This window comes from Mangrovimicrobium sediminis (assembly GCF_004745945.1).
In the GTDB taxonomy this organism is placed as follows: domain Bacteria; phylum Pseudomonadota; class Gammaproteobacteria; order Pseudomonadales; family Halieaceae; genus Mangrovimicrobium; species Mangrovimicrobium sediminis.
The window spans coordinates 1-15,429 of sequence record NZ_SRLE01000017.1 but is presented as its reverse complement, the minus strand read 5'-3'; the positions used below and the strand labels follow the sequence as shown (position 1 = coordinate 15,429).

General features: G+C 65.3%; 13 protein-coding genes. 9 read left to right on the top strand and 4 right to left on the bottom strand.

What is annotated here, in order from left to right; genetic code table 11:
- Positions 1 to 6: 6 nt before the first annotated feature.
- The 6 genes from E4634_RS20085 to E4634_RS20060 all read left to right on the top strand — a co-directional run bounded on the left by E4634_RS20085 (position 7) and on the right by E4634_RS20060 (position 6,321).
- Positions 7 to 1,023 (top strand): glycosyltransferase family protein, encoded by a 1,017-nt coding sequence (locus E4634_RS20085; RefSeq protein ID WP_135446472.1) that lies wholly within the window; start codon positions 7 to 9, stop codon positions 1,021 to 1,023.
- On the top strand, positions 1,016 to 2,074 hold the full coding sequence (locus E4634_RS20080; protein WP_240725257.1) for a glycosyltransferase: 1,059 nt from the start codon (positions 1,016 to 1,018) through the stop codon (positions 2,072 to 2,074). The genes E4634_RS20085 and E4634_RS20080 overlap by 8 nt, the downstream gene beginning before the upstream one ends.
- Positions 2,075 to 2,076: 2 nt before the next feature.
- Positions 2,077 to 2,784, top strand: coding sequence for a YrbL family protein (locus E4634_RS20075; RefSeq protein ID WP_167855006.1), 708 nt, complete (start codon positions 2,077 to 2,079; stop codon positions 2,782 to 2,784).
- A gap of 204 nt (positions 2,785 to 2,988) precedes the next feature.
- Positions 2,989 to 4,356: an O-antigen ligase family protein gene (locus E4634_RS20070; RefSeq protein ID WP_135446470.1), complete on the top strand. Its 1,368-nt coding sequence runs from the start codon at positions 2,989 to 2,991 to the stop codon at positions 4,354 to 4,356.
- Between the two features lie 9 nt (positions 4,357 to 4,365).
- Positions 4,366 to 5,262: a glycosyltransferase family 2 protein gene (locus tag E4634_RS20065; RefSeq protein WP_135446469.1), complete on the top strand. Its 897-nt coding sequence runs from the start codon at positions 4,366 to 4,368 to the stop codon at positions 5,260 to 5,262.
- A gap of 87 nt (positions 5,263 to 5,349) precedes the next feature.
- Positions 5,350 to 6,321, top strand: coding sequence for a CE1 family esterase (locus E4634_RS20060; protein WP_135446468.1), 972 nt, complete (start codon positions 5,350 to 5,352; stop codon positions 6,319 to 6,321).
- Positions 6,322 to 6,329: 8 nt separating this feature from the next.
- On the opposite strand, the gene E4634_RS20055 is transcribed toward E4634_RS20060, so the two are convergent.
- Entirely contained in the window at positions 6,330 to 7,046 is a 717-nt protein-coding gene (locus tag E4634_RS20055; protein WP_206046965.1) for a helix-turn-helix domain-containing protein, read from the bottom strand.
- A 139-nt stretch (positions 7,047 to 7,185) separates the two neighbouring features.
- Here E4634_RS20055 and E4634_RS20050 point away from each other — a divergent pair, with 139 nt between their 5' ends.
- Positions 7,186 to 7,551 (top strand): VOC family protein, encoded by a 366-nt coding sequence (locus tag E4634_RS20050; RefSeq protein WP_135446466.1) that lies wholly within the window; start codon positions 7,186 to 7,188, stop codon positions 7,549 to 7,551.
- Here E4634_RS20050 and E4634_RS20045 read toward each other — a convergent pair.
- Positions 7,509 to 9,005 (bottom strand): glycosyl hydrolase family 79 N-terminal domain-containing protein, encoded by a 1,497-nt coding sequence (locus tag E4634_RS20045; RefSeq protein WP_135446465.1) that lies wholly within the window; start codon positions 9,003 to 9,005, stop codon positions 7,509 to 7,511. The genes E4634_RS20050 and E4634_RS20045 overlap by 43 nt on opposite strands.
- Before the next feature lie 361 nt (positions 9,006 to 9,366).
- Between E4634_RS20045 and trxC the strand changes: the two genes are divergently transcribed.
- Together trxC and E4634_RS20035 are read left to right on the top strand one after the other, a co-directional pair.
- Entirely contained in the window at positions 9,367 to 9,825 is a 459-nt protein-coding gene (gene trxC, locus E4634_RS20040) for a thioredoxin TrxC (RefSeq protein WP_135446464.1), read from the top strand.
- Positions 9,822 to 10,301 (top strand): GNAT family N-acetyltransferase, encoded by a 480-nt coding sequence (locus tag E4634_RS20035; RefSeq protein WP_135446463.1) that lies wholly within the window; start codon positions 9,822 to 9,824, stop codon positions 10,299 to 10,301. Before trxC ends, E4634_RS20035 begins: the two co-directional genes overlap by 4 nt.
- Before the next feature lie 40 nt (positions 10,302 to 10,341).
- On the opposite strand, the gene E4634_RS20030 is transcribed toward E4634_RS20035, so the two are convergent.
- Positions 10,342 to 13,434, bottom strand: coding sequence for an error-prone DNA polymerase (locus tag E4634_RS20030; RefSeq protein ID WP_135446462.1), 3,093 nt, complete (start codon positions 13,432 to 13,434; stop codon positions 10,342 to 10,344).
- Positions 13,435 to 13,491: 57 nt separating this feature from the next.
- Positions 13,492 to 14,475, bottom strand: coding sequence for an integron integrase (locus E4634_RS20025; RefSeq protein ID WP_135446461.1), 984 nt, complete (start codon positions 14,473 to 14,475; stop codon positions 13,492 to 13,494).
- Positions 14,476 to 15,429 lie beyond the last annotated feature (954 nt).

Sequence of the window (15,429 nt, the reverse complement as noted above, 5' to 3'; positions counted from 1 at the left end):
ACCAGCATGCGAATCCTGCACGTCGCCCACCAGCAATTGCGCAAGTACGGCCAGACCCGGGTGAGCTGGGCGCAGAAGCTGTACTTCGGTCTGGTCAAGAACGACTACCTGGTGCGCGGCTTTTCCGACCGCGACGTCGCCGCCTTCGAGGCGCCGCTGGGCATCCGCGAACTCGGCGCCCGCGCCGCCAACCGCAGACTGCTGGAGACCGCCGAGGCCTTCGCCCCGGAGCTGGTGATCGTCGGCCACTGCGACATCATCCGCAACGAGACGCTGGAACAACTGCGCGCGCTGCTGCCCGGGGTGGTCATCGCCGGCGCCAACAACGATCCGCTGTTCGTGCCGGAAAATGCGGCCAAGATCGAACACCGCTGCGCGGTAGTGGACGCCATGTTCGTATCCACCGGCGAGCGCGAGCTGGCGCAGTTCACGGGACAGCGCGCGCGACTGCTGCACATGCCCAATCCTGTCGATGCCGCTATTGAAAGTGCCGACTGCTCGCAGCGCTCGGACCAGCGCCACGACCTGATCTTCTGCAGCAAGTCAGAGGAGTACACCGAACGCGGCGTCACCGTGCGCTACCTGCGCGACAACCTCGAGGACACCATCGACTTTTATACCCCGGGCAGCTTCGGCACGCCTGGCGTGTGGGGTCGCGATTACGACGAGGCGCTGGCCGACAGCCGAATGGGCCTCAACCTCAACCGCCAGGAGGGCCTGCACTGGTACTCCTCGGCGCGCATGGCGCAGATGGGCGGCAACGGCCTGCTGGTGTTCACTCACGCGGATGCCGGCTTCGACGAGATGTTCCCGCCGGAGACCCTCGCCTATTTTTCCTCCCCCGAGCAGTTGCTGGAGCAGGTGCGGTGCTTCGCCGCCGACGACCCGTTGCGCCGCCACTGGGCTGCGCGCACCCGGCGCTTCTTCCACGACCAGGTGAACAGCCGTTTGTACGCACGCTATATCGTCGAGGCCAGCCTGCAGCGGCCCTACAGCCACGGCTACGTGTGGTGCCGTGGCTGAGCAGGGTACACAGCCGGTCGCCCTGGCCCAGGTAATGGCCGGCGCCGAGCACGGCGGCGCCGAGAGCTTCTATACCCGCCTGGTGGCGGGACTCGCCGGCGTGCCGGGCCTGCGCCAGCACGCGTTTACTCGCAACTACCCGGCGCGGGTGCAGGCGTTGCAACAGGCCGGCGTGGAGGTCAGCACCCTGCGTTTCGGCGGGCGCCTGGACCTGCCGGACCACTGGCAATACCGGCAAGCCCTGCGCGCCATGTCCCCCGATGTGGTGCTGACGTGGATGAACCGTGCCTCGATTCTCACCCCGCGTGGCCCCTGGACCCTGGCCTGCCGCCTCGGCCACTACTACGACCTCAAGTACTACCGCCACGCGGATTTCTGGATTGGCAATACGCACGGCATCTGCGACCACCTGGTGCGCGGCGGCATGCCCGCGGCGCAGGTGGAGTGCATCCCCAATTTCGTCGACGAGCGCGAGCAGGCCGCAGTGCCGCGCGCGCAGCTGGATGTGCCGGACTCGGTGCCGTTGCTGCTCGGCGCCGGGCGCCTGCACACCAACAAGGCGTTCGATGTGTTGCTCGACGCACTCGTGCAGGTGCCGGATGCGGTGCTCTGCCTGGCCGGCACCGGCCCCGAGGAGCACGCGTTGCGCGAGCAATGCAGCGCGCTGGGCCTGGAGGCGCGGGTGCGCTTCCTCGGCTGGCGCGATGACGTCGGCGCACTGATGCACAGCGCCGACCTGTTCGTCTGCCCCTCGCGCCACGAGGGCCTGGGCAATATTGTGCTGGAGGCCTGGTTTCGCGGCTGCCCGGTGGTGGCGACCCGCTCCCAGGGACCGGCGGAACTTATCGAGGACGGCATCAGCGGCCTGCTCACGCCGATCGACGACGCCCCGGCGCTGGCCGCGGCAATCCGCGCCGCGCTGCTGGATGTGGACGCGCGCAACAGCATGGCCGCCGCCGGCCTGCAGTGTTATCGCGAACACTACGCCAGCGAGGTGATCCTCGGTCGTTACGCTGAACTCTGCCAGCGCTTGGCTGCGAGACGGAGCTGAGGGTGAGCGAACCGGACGCTGCGACGCTGGTGCTGGGCGACGAGGACGCCGCCTTCAGTCGCGGCGGCAACCGCCTGTGTTTTGTCGACCCGCGCGATGCGAACCGCTGCATCAAGGTCGCGCGTCCGGATCGTTCGCCGGCGATCAAGCGCAGCGAGGCCGGCTTCCCGAAGAACCTCAAGCCGCTGTCGAGCTTCGATGACAACTGCGAAGAGGCGCGGGTCTACGCGCGCATCGACCGCAGCATCGGCCCGGCGGCCTTCGAACTGGTACCGCGGCTGCACGGTACAGTAGCGACGCAGTACGGCCCCGGCCTGTGTTTCGACCTGCTGCGCGACGACGACGGGCGTATCGCCGTCACCCTCAAACAATACCTCTGGCAGCGCGGGCTCGATGCCGCTTTGTCCGCGCCGCTGGCGGAGTTCGGCGCACGCTGGCAGGCGCTGGGCATGCCCTCGCGTCGGCTGCTGACCCACAATATCCTGGTTCAGTGTGCCGGTGGCGAGCCGCGGCGACTGTGGGTGATCGACGGCCTGGGCTGGCCGGACCTGCTGCCCCTGGCCTACGCCAGCCGCGCGCTGGCACGGCGCAAGGCCGCGCGACGGGTGGCGGACCTGGACTCGGCGATTGCCGAACAACTGGCGAAGCGCGGCGACCGCGCGCAGTTCGGTTACCACGGCTGGCTGGACGAGGCACAACGCCAGCGCTGACTGACTGAGCCTGGCGATGGCGTGGCCCGCGTCCAGAGATAACCGTGACCGAGGCTCGGCTGGATTGTTGAGGTCCGCCCGGTGGCGGCATTGATCGAGTCCAGCTCCAGTACTGATCCGAACAGCAAGACAACGGTATTGTCAGCGGCGGCGATCCTTCCCGGCCCTCGGTTATACTGGGCGCTGTATCCAGGCAGGTCTCATGTGAACGGACACCCAGCGACAGGTGAGGACGGCGCAGCGCCGCACGAGCCCCGCGGCGATTCGCCAGCGGTGGGTGCGCTGCCCACTGCGTTCGCGCTGCTCGGCTTCGGCCTGCTGCTGCTGTGGTCCTGCACCCGGATGTACACCGACAAGCCCGCCGACTACGCCGGGCAGGTGCTGATCCTGCTCACCGCCATCGCCCTGTTTTTCCTGCAGCATCCACTGCGGCGCTCCTTCGTCTTCGCACTGTTCTGGCTGGCGCTGGCCACGCAACTGGCGAGCTGGGGGCTGGCCCACTGGCTGGCGCCGGAGATCGCCGAGCGCTCGCCGAAGGTTGAACGGCTCGCCGCGTGGTTTTTCATGATCCCGGTGGCGGTTTTCATTCGGTCCGACCTGCGTCGGGTGTTCGCCTTGTGGTCCCTGGCGCTGGTCGCGCTGATGCTGGCGCCGTGGATCAGCGGCGGTGGCTGGGGCGAGATAGCCGCGGGCCTCGGTGGCGAGCGTGTCGGCTTCGGTATTATCAACCAGCAGCACACCAGCCTGTTGTTCGGGCTGGCGCTGCTCGGCTTGCTCGCCTTCGCGCCGCGTGCGGCGCATGCGGCGCGCGTCGTTGGCAGGCCCTGGCTGACAGCGGTCTACGCGGCCCTGGTGCTGGCCGCGCTGGTCGCGGTGGTCATCTCCCAGACCCGCGCCATCTGGCTGGCGCTGCTGGTCACGTTGTTCGCCTGGCTGTGCCGCGCGCTGTTCCTTTGGCGGCGTCGGGGCGATGTGGCGCGCGCTTCGCAGCCGCCGCGTTCGCGCGCCGTCCCCGTTCTGGCGGCGCTGGTGGTACTGGTGCCGGTATTGCTCGGCGGCGTGATCGTCGAGCGGGTGAGCAGCGAAGGCCCCCTTGCCGGCGCCGGTGGGGACAGCCCCATGGTGCTCAACGAGAACATCCGCGTGCGCCTGGCCACCTGGGGTGAGGCGCTGCACTGGATAGCCAAGCGGCCGCTGTTCGGCTGGGGCGGCGGCGGTCGCAGCGAAGTGGTGCAGGCAACCGACGGCCTGAGCCGGGGCGAGAAAAAACGCTTTCGCCACCTGCACAGCAGCTACCTGGATACCCTGGTGAACTTCGGTCTCGCCGGGCTGATGGTGGGCGGCGCGTTGCTGTGGTGGCTGAACCGGGCGATCATGCAAGCTGGCAAGGCGGGCCGGCTCGATGCAGACCTGCGCGGCTTCTGGTACCTGTTCGTGAGCTACTGGCTGGTGGTCAACCTGTTCGAGTCCTACATGTTCTACGAAAGCGGACTGTACAGCTTCGCGCTGGTGGCAGGCGGCTATCTCGCACTGGTCGGAGCACCGGGCGCAGTGCACAGCAAGGAGGAATGAGGCGAGTCGATGTTCAGTTACTTCAGCAAGCGGCGCTTGAAAAAACACGACCTGAACAACAATCGCAAACTGCGCGCCGCGCTGCACGCCGCGCTGTTACAGCAACATGCACTGGCCGCGGACGGGCCGGCTGTGGGCAATGAACTCGAACACGAGATCGTGGTGACGCTCACCTCCTATGGCCAGCGTATCCACGACCTCTACCTGTGCATCGAGAGCCTGCTGCGCCAGAGCCTGCCTCCGGACCGCATCGTGCTGTGGCTGGCGCGCAGCGACTTTCCCCGCGGCCGCCTGCCCGAGCTGCTGCGCCGGCAGGAGCGGCGCGGCCTGGAAATCCATTTCGTGGATGAAGACCTGGGGCCGTATAAGAAGATCGTCTATGCGCTGGAGCGCTTCCCCGACAGCCTGTTGCTGACCGTGGACGACGACATGCTCTACCCGCCGGATACGGTGGAACAGCTCTACTATGCCTGGTGCGACGCGCCCACGGTGATTCACTGCCAGCGTGCCCACCGGATCGCGCTGGATTCAGGCGGCGGGTTGCAGCCCTACGCGAAGTGGTCCGCCGCGCCCGCCGGCTGTGCGCCGTCGCCGCTGGTATTCCCCACCGGCGTCTGCGGTGTGCTGTATTTTCCCGGCGCCCTTGACGCGCAGGTGCTCGAGCGCGAGCAGTTCATGCGCCTGTGCCCGCGCTCGGACGACGTATGGCTGAAGGCGATGAGCCTGAAGAATGGTATGGCCTGTGCGACGGTGGACGACCCGCGCTACTGGAAAGACCGCTTCCTTACCATTGAAGGGAGCCAGTCGCAGTCGCTCAAGCGCCAGAACTGGCAGGCCAGCGGCGGCAACGATGAGGCGCTGCGTGCGGTGTTCGATACCTTTGGCCTGCTGGACCGGCTGCGCTGAGCGTCGCCCTGAGTGCGAGCAACTGGTCCGCGTCCGCCGTGATCGGTTAGACTTGGCCGCTTTTGCGCGGGCCGGAGAACAACAACCATGAGCCGAATCCTGAAAATCGTCCTGCTGCTGGTGGCGCTGACCCTGGTCACGCTGTCCATGAGCGGCTGGTGGCTGCTGCGTTTCGACCAGATCGAGGAGCCGCAGCTGCCCGGCACCCTGGAGCGCGGTGTCATCGAGCACGATGGCCTGCAGCGCAGCTGGACCGCCTACGTGCCAAAGTCCGTTGGCAAGCGCCCACCGCTGCTGCTGGTGCTGCACGGGTCCATGGGGCGCGGTGAGGACATGCGCATCATGAGCTTCTACGGTTTCGATGCGCAGGCCGAGCGCGGCGGCTATATCGCCGTTTACCCGGACGGCTACGAGCGCCACTGGAACGATTGCCGCGCCAGCGCCAGCTACGCCGCGAACACCCAGAATATCGACGATGTGGGCTTCCTCCGAGCGCTGGTCGGCGAGATGGAGCGGCGTTACGGCGTGAACTCGCGCCAGATCTACGCCGCGGGCTTTTCCAACGGCGGCCAGATGGCCTTCCGCCTCGCCCTGGAGGCGCCGGACCTGGTGCGCGGCATCGCCGCCATTTCAGCGAGCCTGCCGGCGCAGGAGAACCTCGGCTGCCAGGCCGGCGGCGGGCGCGTTGCCGCGCTGGTGATCAACGGCACCGAGGACCCGGTCAACCCCTACGAGGGCGGCATGGTCAAGATTCTCTGGGACGACAGCCGCGGCCCGGTGATCTCCTCCGTGGCGACAGCGGAATACTTTGCCGGACTCGCCGGTTACGGCGGTTCCTACCTCGCCAGCAACTGGCCGGACAAGGCACCCGACGACGGCACCTCGGTGAGCAGCATGCGCTGGTCACTGCCCGGCCGGCCGCCGGTGGAACTGCTGACCGTGAAGGGCGGCGGCCACACCATCCCCAACCCGACCTTCAATCTGCCGCGGCTGACCGGTACCACCAGCCACGAGTTCGACGCGCCGCAGGTGATCTGGGACTTCTTCGAGCAGCGCTGAGGCGCGCCTCAGCCAGTGGGGTAGGGCAGTGGCAGCACGATGCTGAGCGCCGTGGCTGGGGTTCGTCCGGCGTTGCGGTAGCCGTGCTTCTGGTCGCCGGGAAAGGCCAGCACGTCGCCTTCCTCCACCGTCCAGGTGGCGCCGTCCACCGCGACCGCGATACTGCCCGCCAGCGCTACCAGGTACTCCTTGGTCCCCGGCAGGTGCGGCTTGCCCGCCATCGACGCGCCGGCGGCGAATTCCATGCGATCGATCTCGATACCGCGCACGCGGTCCGGCATGAGCTTGTGGATGCGCAGCTTGCCGGCGCTGCGCTGCTGCTGCGGCACGTCGTCGCGCTTGAGCAAACTGCAGGCGCGGCGCGGCCGGGACAGCAGCGTCTCTATGCTCACCCCAAGCGCCGCGGCCAGCTTGCACAGGTTGGTCAGCGACGGGTTGCCGCCGCCGGACTCCATGTGGGTGATGGTGGAGCGCGGGATCTGCGCCAGCTCCGCCAGCTTCTCCTGGCTCAGGTTGCGGCGCCGGCGCAGGGTGCCGATGTTTTCCGCGAGGTAGGAGGAGATGTGCTGTAGTTCTGGTGTTAGTTCTGGTGTTAGTTCTGGTGTTGCCTCTGGTGTTCGCTCCGACGCAGGTCTCGGCTCGGCTTTCGACCCGGCTTTCGACTTGGCTTTCGAACTGGGATTCGATTTGGGTTTCTTCCTGATTTTCGACTTTGCTTCCGACAAGGGCTGCTCCCTGGCGCCGCGACCGGCGCATTGGCGTTCCGCCAACATGTTAGCAGAAGGGGCGATATATTGAAGGCCGGGTCCTATCCTGTGACTGTACACGGAACAAGCCGTGGCGCAGATAAGAGGAGGAAACACCATGCGCATCGAACACGCCAATATCACCGTTAACAACCTGGATACCAGTATCGCGTTCTACCTGCGCCTGATGGGCGGCAGGGTGCGCTGGGAAGGGCGTACCGCCGCCGGCCAGCGCGCCGCTCACCTGGGTGACGACCGCAGTTATCTCTCCCTGTTCGAGGCTACCCAGGGCGGGCACGCGTCTCAGGACTACAGCGCGGTGGGCTTTAACCACCTCGGCTTTGAGGTGGATGACCTGGACGCGTACCGGGCGACCCTGGGTGAGATGAACGTGGAGATCAAGGGCGAGGAGAACTACGATCCGGGCCGCAGGCTGTACTTCTACGATCCGGACGGTATCGAGATCGAACTCGTGCAGTACTGATCCGCGGCGGCGGGCAGGATCTCCCAGAAGCTGATGCTGTGGGGCGGTAGCACGGCCAGGCCGGTTTGCACCGGAAAGCGGTCCAGTGCGATACGCCCCTTCTTCAGCTTGGGTTTGACGCCATTGATGCGCAGCTTGCGGCTGGTCAGCTGCTTGGCGGTGACCGTGTAGCGCCGGCCTACGGCGCCGAGGCCCTCGAGTTGTACCGGCGCAGGCTGCTCGTCGAGGTTGATGAGCAGCAGGCAGCGGCCCGCGCCGAGGGCGCTGTCGTGCAGGTAGGCGCGCACCTGGGGGCGCGAGCTTGCCACCGCGTATACGCCGGTGCCCATGAGCTGGCGCCACAGCCAGCTGACCCAGTAGTCCGGCCGCGGCTTCAGGGTCAGGCGGTCGATCAGGCCGTAGTCGCCGCCGACCAGGGCCTGGCGCACCATGACCTTCTGGCCGAGGCGCGCGCCGAGGCCGAGCTGGTCCGCCCACCAGAAGCCGGAAACCCAGCGGTCCGAGCGAAACGGCTGCCCGCCGCACTGGGCCGAGCCGGTCTCGCCCGTCCACAGTTCCGCCTGCGGCTGCAGGCGGTCGCGCAGGTCCATCAGGTGCTGGCTGTAGCGTTCGAAGTAGGTGAAGGAGGCCGGGTCGGTCATGTGCTTGCGCCGCGCGGCGCGGGTACGCACCGGGCTGCGCTCGCTCTGGAACGGGTAGTAGTGCCAGTCGACGATATCCAGTTCGCCGGCCAGTTCGCGCAGGAACTTCGGCGTGATGTTGCTGATCGGCCGGATCGTCTCGCCCAGGCGCGGCCAGAACGCGCTGCCCGGGCCGCAGATGCGCGCCTCGGGGTAGTGGCGTCGGACCAGTGCCTTGAAGGTGCGATAGTCCTGGGCCAGGTTCTTGGCCCGCGGCTGCGAGAGCAGGCCGTGGAAGGCCCAGTAGGCGTTGAGCTCGTTGCCCAACTCGAACACGTCGATGGCGTAGTCGCGTTCGCGGGAATAGGCCAGCAGGTGCTCCAGGGCGCTGCCGTCCCAGCGGCCGTGCTCGTTGCGTCGGAACAGGCCGTACTTGCAGGTGAAGAACAGCTTGAGGTCGTGGCGGCGCAGGAACTCGTGCAGGTCGTCCCACTGCTCGCGGCTGAGCACCAGGGCGTTGCTCTCCCCCGGCGGCGCCTCGAAGTAGTGGATCTTGTCCGCCTCACTGCCGCCGATACGCAGGTAGGCCGGGCCCAGCGCGCGCACCAGGCGATTGAGCTCGCGGGCGTCCAGCGCCAGCGGGCTGAGGCGGCTGGTGCCGATGCCGCGGCGCGACTTGTTGGAACCCTCCCACCACAGGCCCCCGGCAAACACCGAGACGTCGATGGACCAGGACAGGTAGCGCGCGTCCACGTGGTGTAGCGGCGCGTCGCCAGAGGCGGTGATCCGCGTCAACTCGGTGCCGGTGACCGGCGCGCGGCGCGGTGCAAGCATGTTCCTGTGACGCTCCTGGCGTTCGTGGTTGGTTGTCCCCGCGCACATACTGCAATGAAATTGTTACAAATTGGTCATATCGCCGTGGGCGTGTGCATGTGATCCGGCGCGCTGTGCCCTGGTGTCGTAGTGCTGGCGCGGTTGTGGTGCCGGTGTCCTCGTCCTCGATGGCTGCGCGTGGCGTGCTGCGCAGGGTAGGCGTTGTGGTACCGCTGGCGAATCCCCGAATGCGGGACTTCTCCGGGCAGCGGGCACGGGCCGGGAGGCGAGGTGCGGCTATCGGCCGCGTGTTGCGTGGAAACTTGATTTTCGAGCCGCCAGGCCCCATACAGGGGTGTACGTTTATTTCCCGGATACCCCCATGACCACCGCGCCCAAGTTGCAGATGGTTTGCCCGCAGTGCCAGGCCATCAACCGTGTTCCCGTCGCCAGGCTCGGCGATCGTCCCGCCTGCGGCAAGTGCCATCACGCGCTCGCCGCTGGCGAACCGGTCGCAGTCGATGACCAGGGCTTCCAGCGCTTCGTAGCCAACAGCGACCTGCCGGTTGTGGTCGATTTCTGGGCGCCCTGGTGCGGCCCCTGCCGCCAGTTCGCGCCGGTGTTCAGCCAGGCGGCGGCGCAAGCGGCGACCCGAGCCGTGTTCATCAAGCTCGATACCGAAGCCTGCCCGACCACCGCGGCGCAGTTCCAGATTCGCTCCATTCCTACGCTGATGGTGATGCAGCGCGGCCGCGAACTCGCGCGGCTGTCCGGCGCCCTGCCGCCCGCGCAATTCCAGCAGTGGCTGGAGCAGAACCTGCCCGGCCCCGAGGGCGCATGAGCGTCGTCAACTACAGCCACGGTCACCGCGCCGCGGTGGTGGACATGATGGCGCGCCTGCAGGATCACGAGGGCGCGCTGCACAACTCCCGCACGCCCGGCCGGCAGATGGCCGGCGACCACTTCGACTACCTGCTGGCCTGCTGCAACGCCCAGGGCGGCTGCGTGTTTGTCGCCCAGCACGGCGGTGAGGCGGTGGGCTTTGTCGTCGCCATGCTGGAGGCGGAGGACGATGCCGACCGCCACCTGTTCGAACCCTTCAAGCGCTACGGTGTGATCACCGATTTGTACGTGGACCCCGAGGCCCGCGGGCACGGCGTGGCCACCTCGCTGGTGGCGCGGGTCGAGGGTTTCCTGCGCCAGCAGGAGGTGGCCACCGTGCGCGTCTCCGCACTGGCCGCCAACCAGGCGGCCGGCGATTTCTACCACGACTGCGGATACAGCCCCTACGAGATTACCTACATCAAGGAGTTGTAACTGCGGACGTTGACACCTGGCTCCGACCGCTGCCGGGGATTCAGTGGAAGTCCCGCGACTTCAGTCGCAACTGGTCCAGTTCATGGGTGTGGTCCTCCAGGCTACCGGCGATGATGTGAATCACGCCGTCCTTGCATTCCAGCGTGCCTGTCACCAGTAGCAGTTGCCCGGCCAGCAGCTGCTGGCGGAAGGCCTCCTGGGTGCGCTTCCATACCACCACGTTGCTGTTGCCGGTCTCGTCCTCCAGGGTGAGGAACACCACCCCCGAGGCGCTGCCCGGCCGCTGCCGGCAGGTGACCAGGCCGGCGATGCGCACGAAGCGGTGGTTGCCGATACCGGCGAGATCGATCTGTCGCTTGCAGCGGTTGAAGGGTGGTTTGTCGCGCAGCAGGGCCAGCGGGTGGGCGCGCAGGGTGAGACCGGTGGCGCGGTAGTCCGAGAGCACCTCCTCGGCCACCGCCGGGGCCGGTAACTGCACGTCGTCGTCAAAGTAGCGCGCGCCCTGGTACTGCTCGTCCGCCAGCAGCGGGCGCACATCTTCCAGCGCCATGATCTGCCACTGGGCCTGGTGGCGGTGGCCGGTGAGGGAGGCCAGCGCATCGGCATCCGCCAGCGCTTCCATGTCGCGCTTGTCCAGTGCGGCGCGGCGGCGCAGGTCGCTGACCTGGTGGAAGGGCGCCTGGCGGCGCGCCTCGACCAGCCGTTGCGCCCCCTCCCGGCTCAGGCCCTTGACCAGGCGCAGGCCGAGGCGGATGGGGCGGGCGTTTTCCAGTAGCTGGTGATCCCACTCGCTGTGGTTGACGTCCACCGGCAGCACCACCACCCCGTGGCGGCGGGCGTCCTGCACCAACTGCGACGGCGTGTAGAACCCCATCGGCTGGCTGTTCAGCAGGCCGACGTAAAACGCCGCCGGGTGATGCTGCTTGAGCCAGGCGGAGACATAGGCGAGCAGGGCGAAGCTGGCGGAGTGCGACTCCGGAAAACCGTAACCGGCAAAGCCCTTGATCTGGTCGAACAGGCGGCGGGCGAAGTCCGCGTCGTAGCCGCGCTCGATCATGCCGCGGGTGAGCTTCTGCTCGAATTCGAGCAAGCGGCTGTTCCGCCCCCAGTTGGCGATGGCGCGGCGCAACTGGTCCGCCTCACCGCCGGAGAAACCGGCGGCGACCATGGCCAGCTTGATCACCTGTTCCTGGAAGATGGGCACGCCGAGTGTACTTTCCAGCACGCTGCGAATCGCCTCGGAGGGGTAGGTGACCGGCTCCAGCCCCTGTTTGCGGCGCAGGTAGGGGTGCACCATGTCGCCCTGGATAGGCCCCGGGCGGACGATGGCGATCTCGATGACCAGGTCGTAGAAGCACTGCGGCTTGAGCCGCGGCAGCATCGACATCTGCGCGCGGGACTCGATCTGGAAGATGCCGATGGTGTCCGCCGCCTGCATCAGGCGGTAGGTGGCAGGGTCTTCCTTCGGCACGTCGGCGATGCTCGCGATATGCGGGCAGTAGCGGTGCACCAGCTGCAGGCTCTTGCGGATGGCGGAGAGCATACCCAGGGCGAGGATGTCCACCTTGAGCAGGCCCAGTGACTCGATGTCTTCTTTATCCCACTGGATGACAGTGCGCTCGTCCATGCTCGCGTTCTCCACCGGCACCAGGGTGGAGATGGGGCTGCGGGTGATGACGAAGCCGCCGACATGCTGGGACAGGTGGCGCGGAAAGCCGAGGATCTGCTGCACCAGTGAGTAGAACTGCTCCGCCACCTTGCCGTGGTGCGCGACACCCTGTTCTTCGAAGCGTTTGGCGAGGTCCGCCGTGCGGTCCCACCAGGCCATTGATTTGGCGAGGTCGTCGACGAAGACCGGGTCCAGACCCAGCGCCTTGCCCACGTCGCGCACCGCGCTGCGCGAGCGATAGGTGATGAGCGTTGCCGCCAGCGCCGCGCGACGCCGCGAGTACTTGCGGTAGATGTACTGGATGACCTCCTCGCGGCGTTCGTGCTCGAAGTCCACGTCGATGTCCGGCGGCTCGTCGCGCTCCTTCGAGATGAAGCGCTCGAACAGCAGGGAGATCTGCTGCGGTGATACCTCGGTAATGCCCAGGCAGTAGCAGACCACCGAATTGGCCGCCGAGCCGCGCCCCTGGCAGAGAATGTCGCGGCTGCGGGCGAAGTGCACGATGTCGTAGACGGTGAGGAAGTAGTACTCGTAGTGCAGCTCGCTGATCAGCTCCAGCTCTTTGTCGATACGCGCCTGGATTGCCGCTGGCACGCCGCCCGGCCAGCGCCGCGCGCTGCCTTCGGCAACCAGCTGGCGCAGGTAGCTGTTGGCGTCGTGGCCATTGGGGACGACTTCCTCAGGGTATTCGTAGCGCAACTCGTCCAGGCTGAAGTCGCACAGGTTGGCGATGCGCAGGGTTTGCGCCAGTAACTGTGGCGGGTAGAGCGCCTCGAGCACATGCACCGGTCGCAGGTGCCGCTGGCTGTTGCCCAGGCGGCGCCGGCCGAGTTCGCCGATACTCGTGTTGTGGTACAGGGCGGTGAACACGTCGTGCAGGGGCTTGCGTGTGGGCAGGTGCATGCGCACATCGCCACAGGCAGCGACCGGTACGCCGAGCTCGTCGCCCAGTGCCTGCACATGCTGCAGACGCCGCGCTTCATCGTTGCCCAGCAGTTGCGTGAACCCGAGCCAGAAGCGGCCGCGGCACAGGCGCGCCAGCTGGCGACCGTAGGGGAGATCTTGCTCGCTGCGCTCGCCGGAGCAGTCCGGCAGCCAGAGCAGCAGGCAGCGCTTGAGGTGGAAGATGATATCGCGCAGCGCCACGCGGTACTCGCCCTTGGGGCTGCGCCGACGGGCCAGGCTGATCAGCCCGGACAGCTCAGAGTAGGCGGCGCGGGAGGGGACCAGGGCCACCAGACGCAGGCCCTCCTCCAGGACGAACTCGCTGCCGATGATCAGGTGGAAGCCGGCCTCCTTCGCCGCAACGTGCGCCTTGACCACGCCGGCGAGGGAGCATTCGTCGGTGACCGCCAGCGCGGCATAGCCGAGCGCCGCCGCCTGCTCCACCAACTCGTGGGGGTGCGAGGCGGCGCGCAGGAAGCTGTAGCAGCTGAGGGCGTGGACTTCGGCATAAGTTGACATGGGCTGTATATTTGTACAGTATTTGAGTCTGGTCAACGATCATTAGCGATCAGCGCATCAGTCATCTACCGGGCTGATGACTCCCATCGCTCCCCGGCCGAGCACGTGGGTGTAGATTTCTGTCGTTCTTATATCGCTATGCCCAAGCAGTTTCTGGATAGTGCGCAGGTCGTAGCCTTTTTGCAGCAGGCGAGTGGCGAAGCTGTGCCGGAAAGTATGGCTCGTTACGTGTTTGATGATGCCTGCCTCGATACGCGCTCGGGTGACATGTTTGCGCAGCGACGTGTGGTGGAGGTGATGGCGACGAAGCACACCTGAACGAGGGCAGGCTCCGATTGACCTGGAAGGGAAGAGGAACTGCCAACCGGTTTCCCGCGCCGCACTGGGATATTTGCGCGCCAGCGCATTTGGAAGGTAAACCTCGCCAAAACCGTCTTCGATATCGCGTTGGTGTAGTCTGGCAACTTTCGCGATTTGCTCGTGCAGTGACTCATGCAGGCTCAAAGGTAGTAGGGTCGTACGATCCTTATCTCCTTTTCCTGAGCGTACAGTCAGTGTATTGAGTTCGAAATCCAGGTCTTTGATACGAAGGTTGAGGAGCTCGTTCTGGCGCAGCCCCGAACCGTACAGAATAGAGACCATAAGGAAGTATTCTGCCGACAAGCCGCCGAGCACACGCTGGACTTCTTCGTGGCTGAGCACAACAGGCAGGCGGCGCTTGTTCTTCGCCATTTCAAAATCCAGCTTCTCCAATTCTACGCCGAGGAATTTCCGATACAGGTAAACCAGCGAATTGAGGGCGATACGCTGCGTTCCAGGCGAGCAGTCCCTCTGGCTACCGAGGTAGCTGAGGAATTCGTTGATATGGGTAATGCCCATGCTCTGGGGGTGCTGCATTTTATGGAAATGAATAAAACGCTTGATCCAGTGCAGGTAGGTTTTCTCAGTCTGGTAGGAATAGCCTTTGTCACGTAGGTCCTGTCGGACCTGGTGAGTGAACTTAGAGGAGTTGCGCGGGATTGTGGGGCGGATATCATCCATTTGCAGTCTCCACAAAACTGTATATAAGTACAGTATATGAAAAAGCCGCGGGTGCAAGTGTGTTTTTCAGGAGAGCGACGGTTGGTTCGGATGGGTGGGGAGAATGCAATCGTTTGGAAATCAGTGAATTGCGGGTGGTTCTGTGTTGGGTTGATTGAGCGGATTTGATGGAATTTGGTGGGTCGAGTTTCTATTGTTTTGCGGAATTGAAAACATGGGGTAGCCTAACCGACTGATCATGTGGTGTTTTTTGGAAGGGGGAAATGGTGGAATCGGGAATACAGGGACGTAGAAATTTTAGACTGGTCTATGTACTTAACTGTTACATGGCTAGGCGGCTAAAATGCTCCGGTGTTACTCAAGGTATCTACTGAGTCCTATGAAGGGGTTGAGTATGTCAAAAATCATCGACTCACTGGCCCACATTGGATACGCAAAGTTCGGCAGTTCTTTCGCTTTCCCCGGTTCTCATTTCCAACTACAGGAACAAGGGGCTTCAAACGCCAGTCCGCGCCATGTAACAAGTGCGGGCAGTTCGCTCCCTTCGGTCGCCGGACGCGCGTACCGCGCGCCCGCTGCCGCTCAGCGTTATGTGGTAGTTACAAGTGGGGATTAACTAAATGCATTCGTTGGTTACCCAGGCATTCTTTATCTCTTGGCTGCCAGCGTCATCTTCCGGTGGAATGGCTCAGCCCTTCGCTACTCCCCGGTGATTCAAAGTTGGGTTCGAACATGCAACATCTGGGTTGGGCAAAGTCCGCAACCAAAATGTCAGTTGCCAAGGAGGTTCTGCATGAGGGCTAATATGCAGGTTTTCCAATCAGGCATCCGTCGTGCCACATAACAAGTCAAGTCAGCAAGGGCGCTTCGCGCCGGGACCCGCTAACGCGGGCCCCTGCTTGAAGCGTTATGTGTTACTCGCAAATGCCGGGCGAACTTCCGATTGATTTCTTC

Coding starts and splice junctions, on each gene's coding strand:
- E4634_RS20085 (WP_135446472.1), top strand. CDS start 7: ATGCGAATCCTGCACGTCGCCCACCAGCAATTGCGCAAGTACGGCCAG.
- E4634_RS20065 (WP_135446469.1), top strand. CDS start 4,366: ATGTTCAGTTACTTCAGCAAGCGGCGCTTGAAAAAACACGACCTGAAC.
- E4634_RS20060 (WP_135446468.1), top strand. CDS start 5,350: ATGAGCCGAATCCTGAAAATCGTCCTGCTGCTGGTGGCGCTGACCCTG.
- E4634_RS20050 (WP_135446466.1), top strand. CDS start 7,186: ATGCGCATCGAACACGCCAATATCACCGTTAACAACCTGGATACCAGT.
- E4634_RS20045 (WP_135446465.1), bottom strand. CDS start 9,005: ATGCTTGCACCGCGCCGCGCGCCGGTCACCGGCACCGAGTTGACGCGG.
- trxC (WP_135446464.1), top strand. CDS start 9,367: ATGACCACCGCGCCCAAGTTGCAGATGGTTTGCCCGCAGTGCCAGGCC.
- E4634_RS20035 (WP_135446463.1), top strand. CDS start 9,822: ATGAGCGTCGTCAACTACAGCCACGGTCACCGCGCCGCGGTGGTGGAC.
- E4634_RS20030 (WP_135446462.1), bottom strand. CDS start 13,434: ATGTCAACTTATGCCGAAGTCCACGCCCTCAGCTGCTACAGCTTCCTG.
- E4634_RS20025 (WP_135446461.1), bottom strand. CDS start 14,475: ATGGATGATATCCGCCCCACAATCCCGCGCAACTCCTCTAAGTTCACT.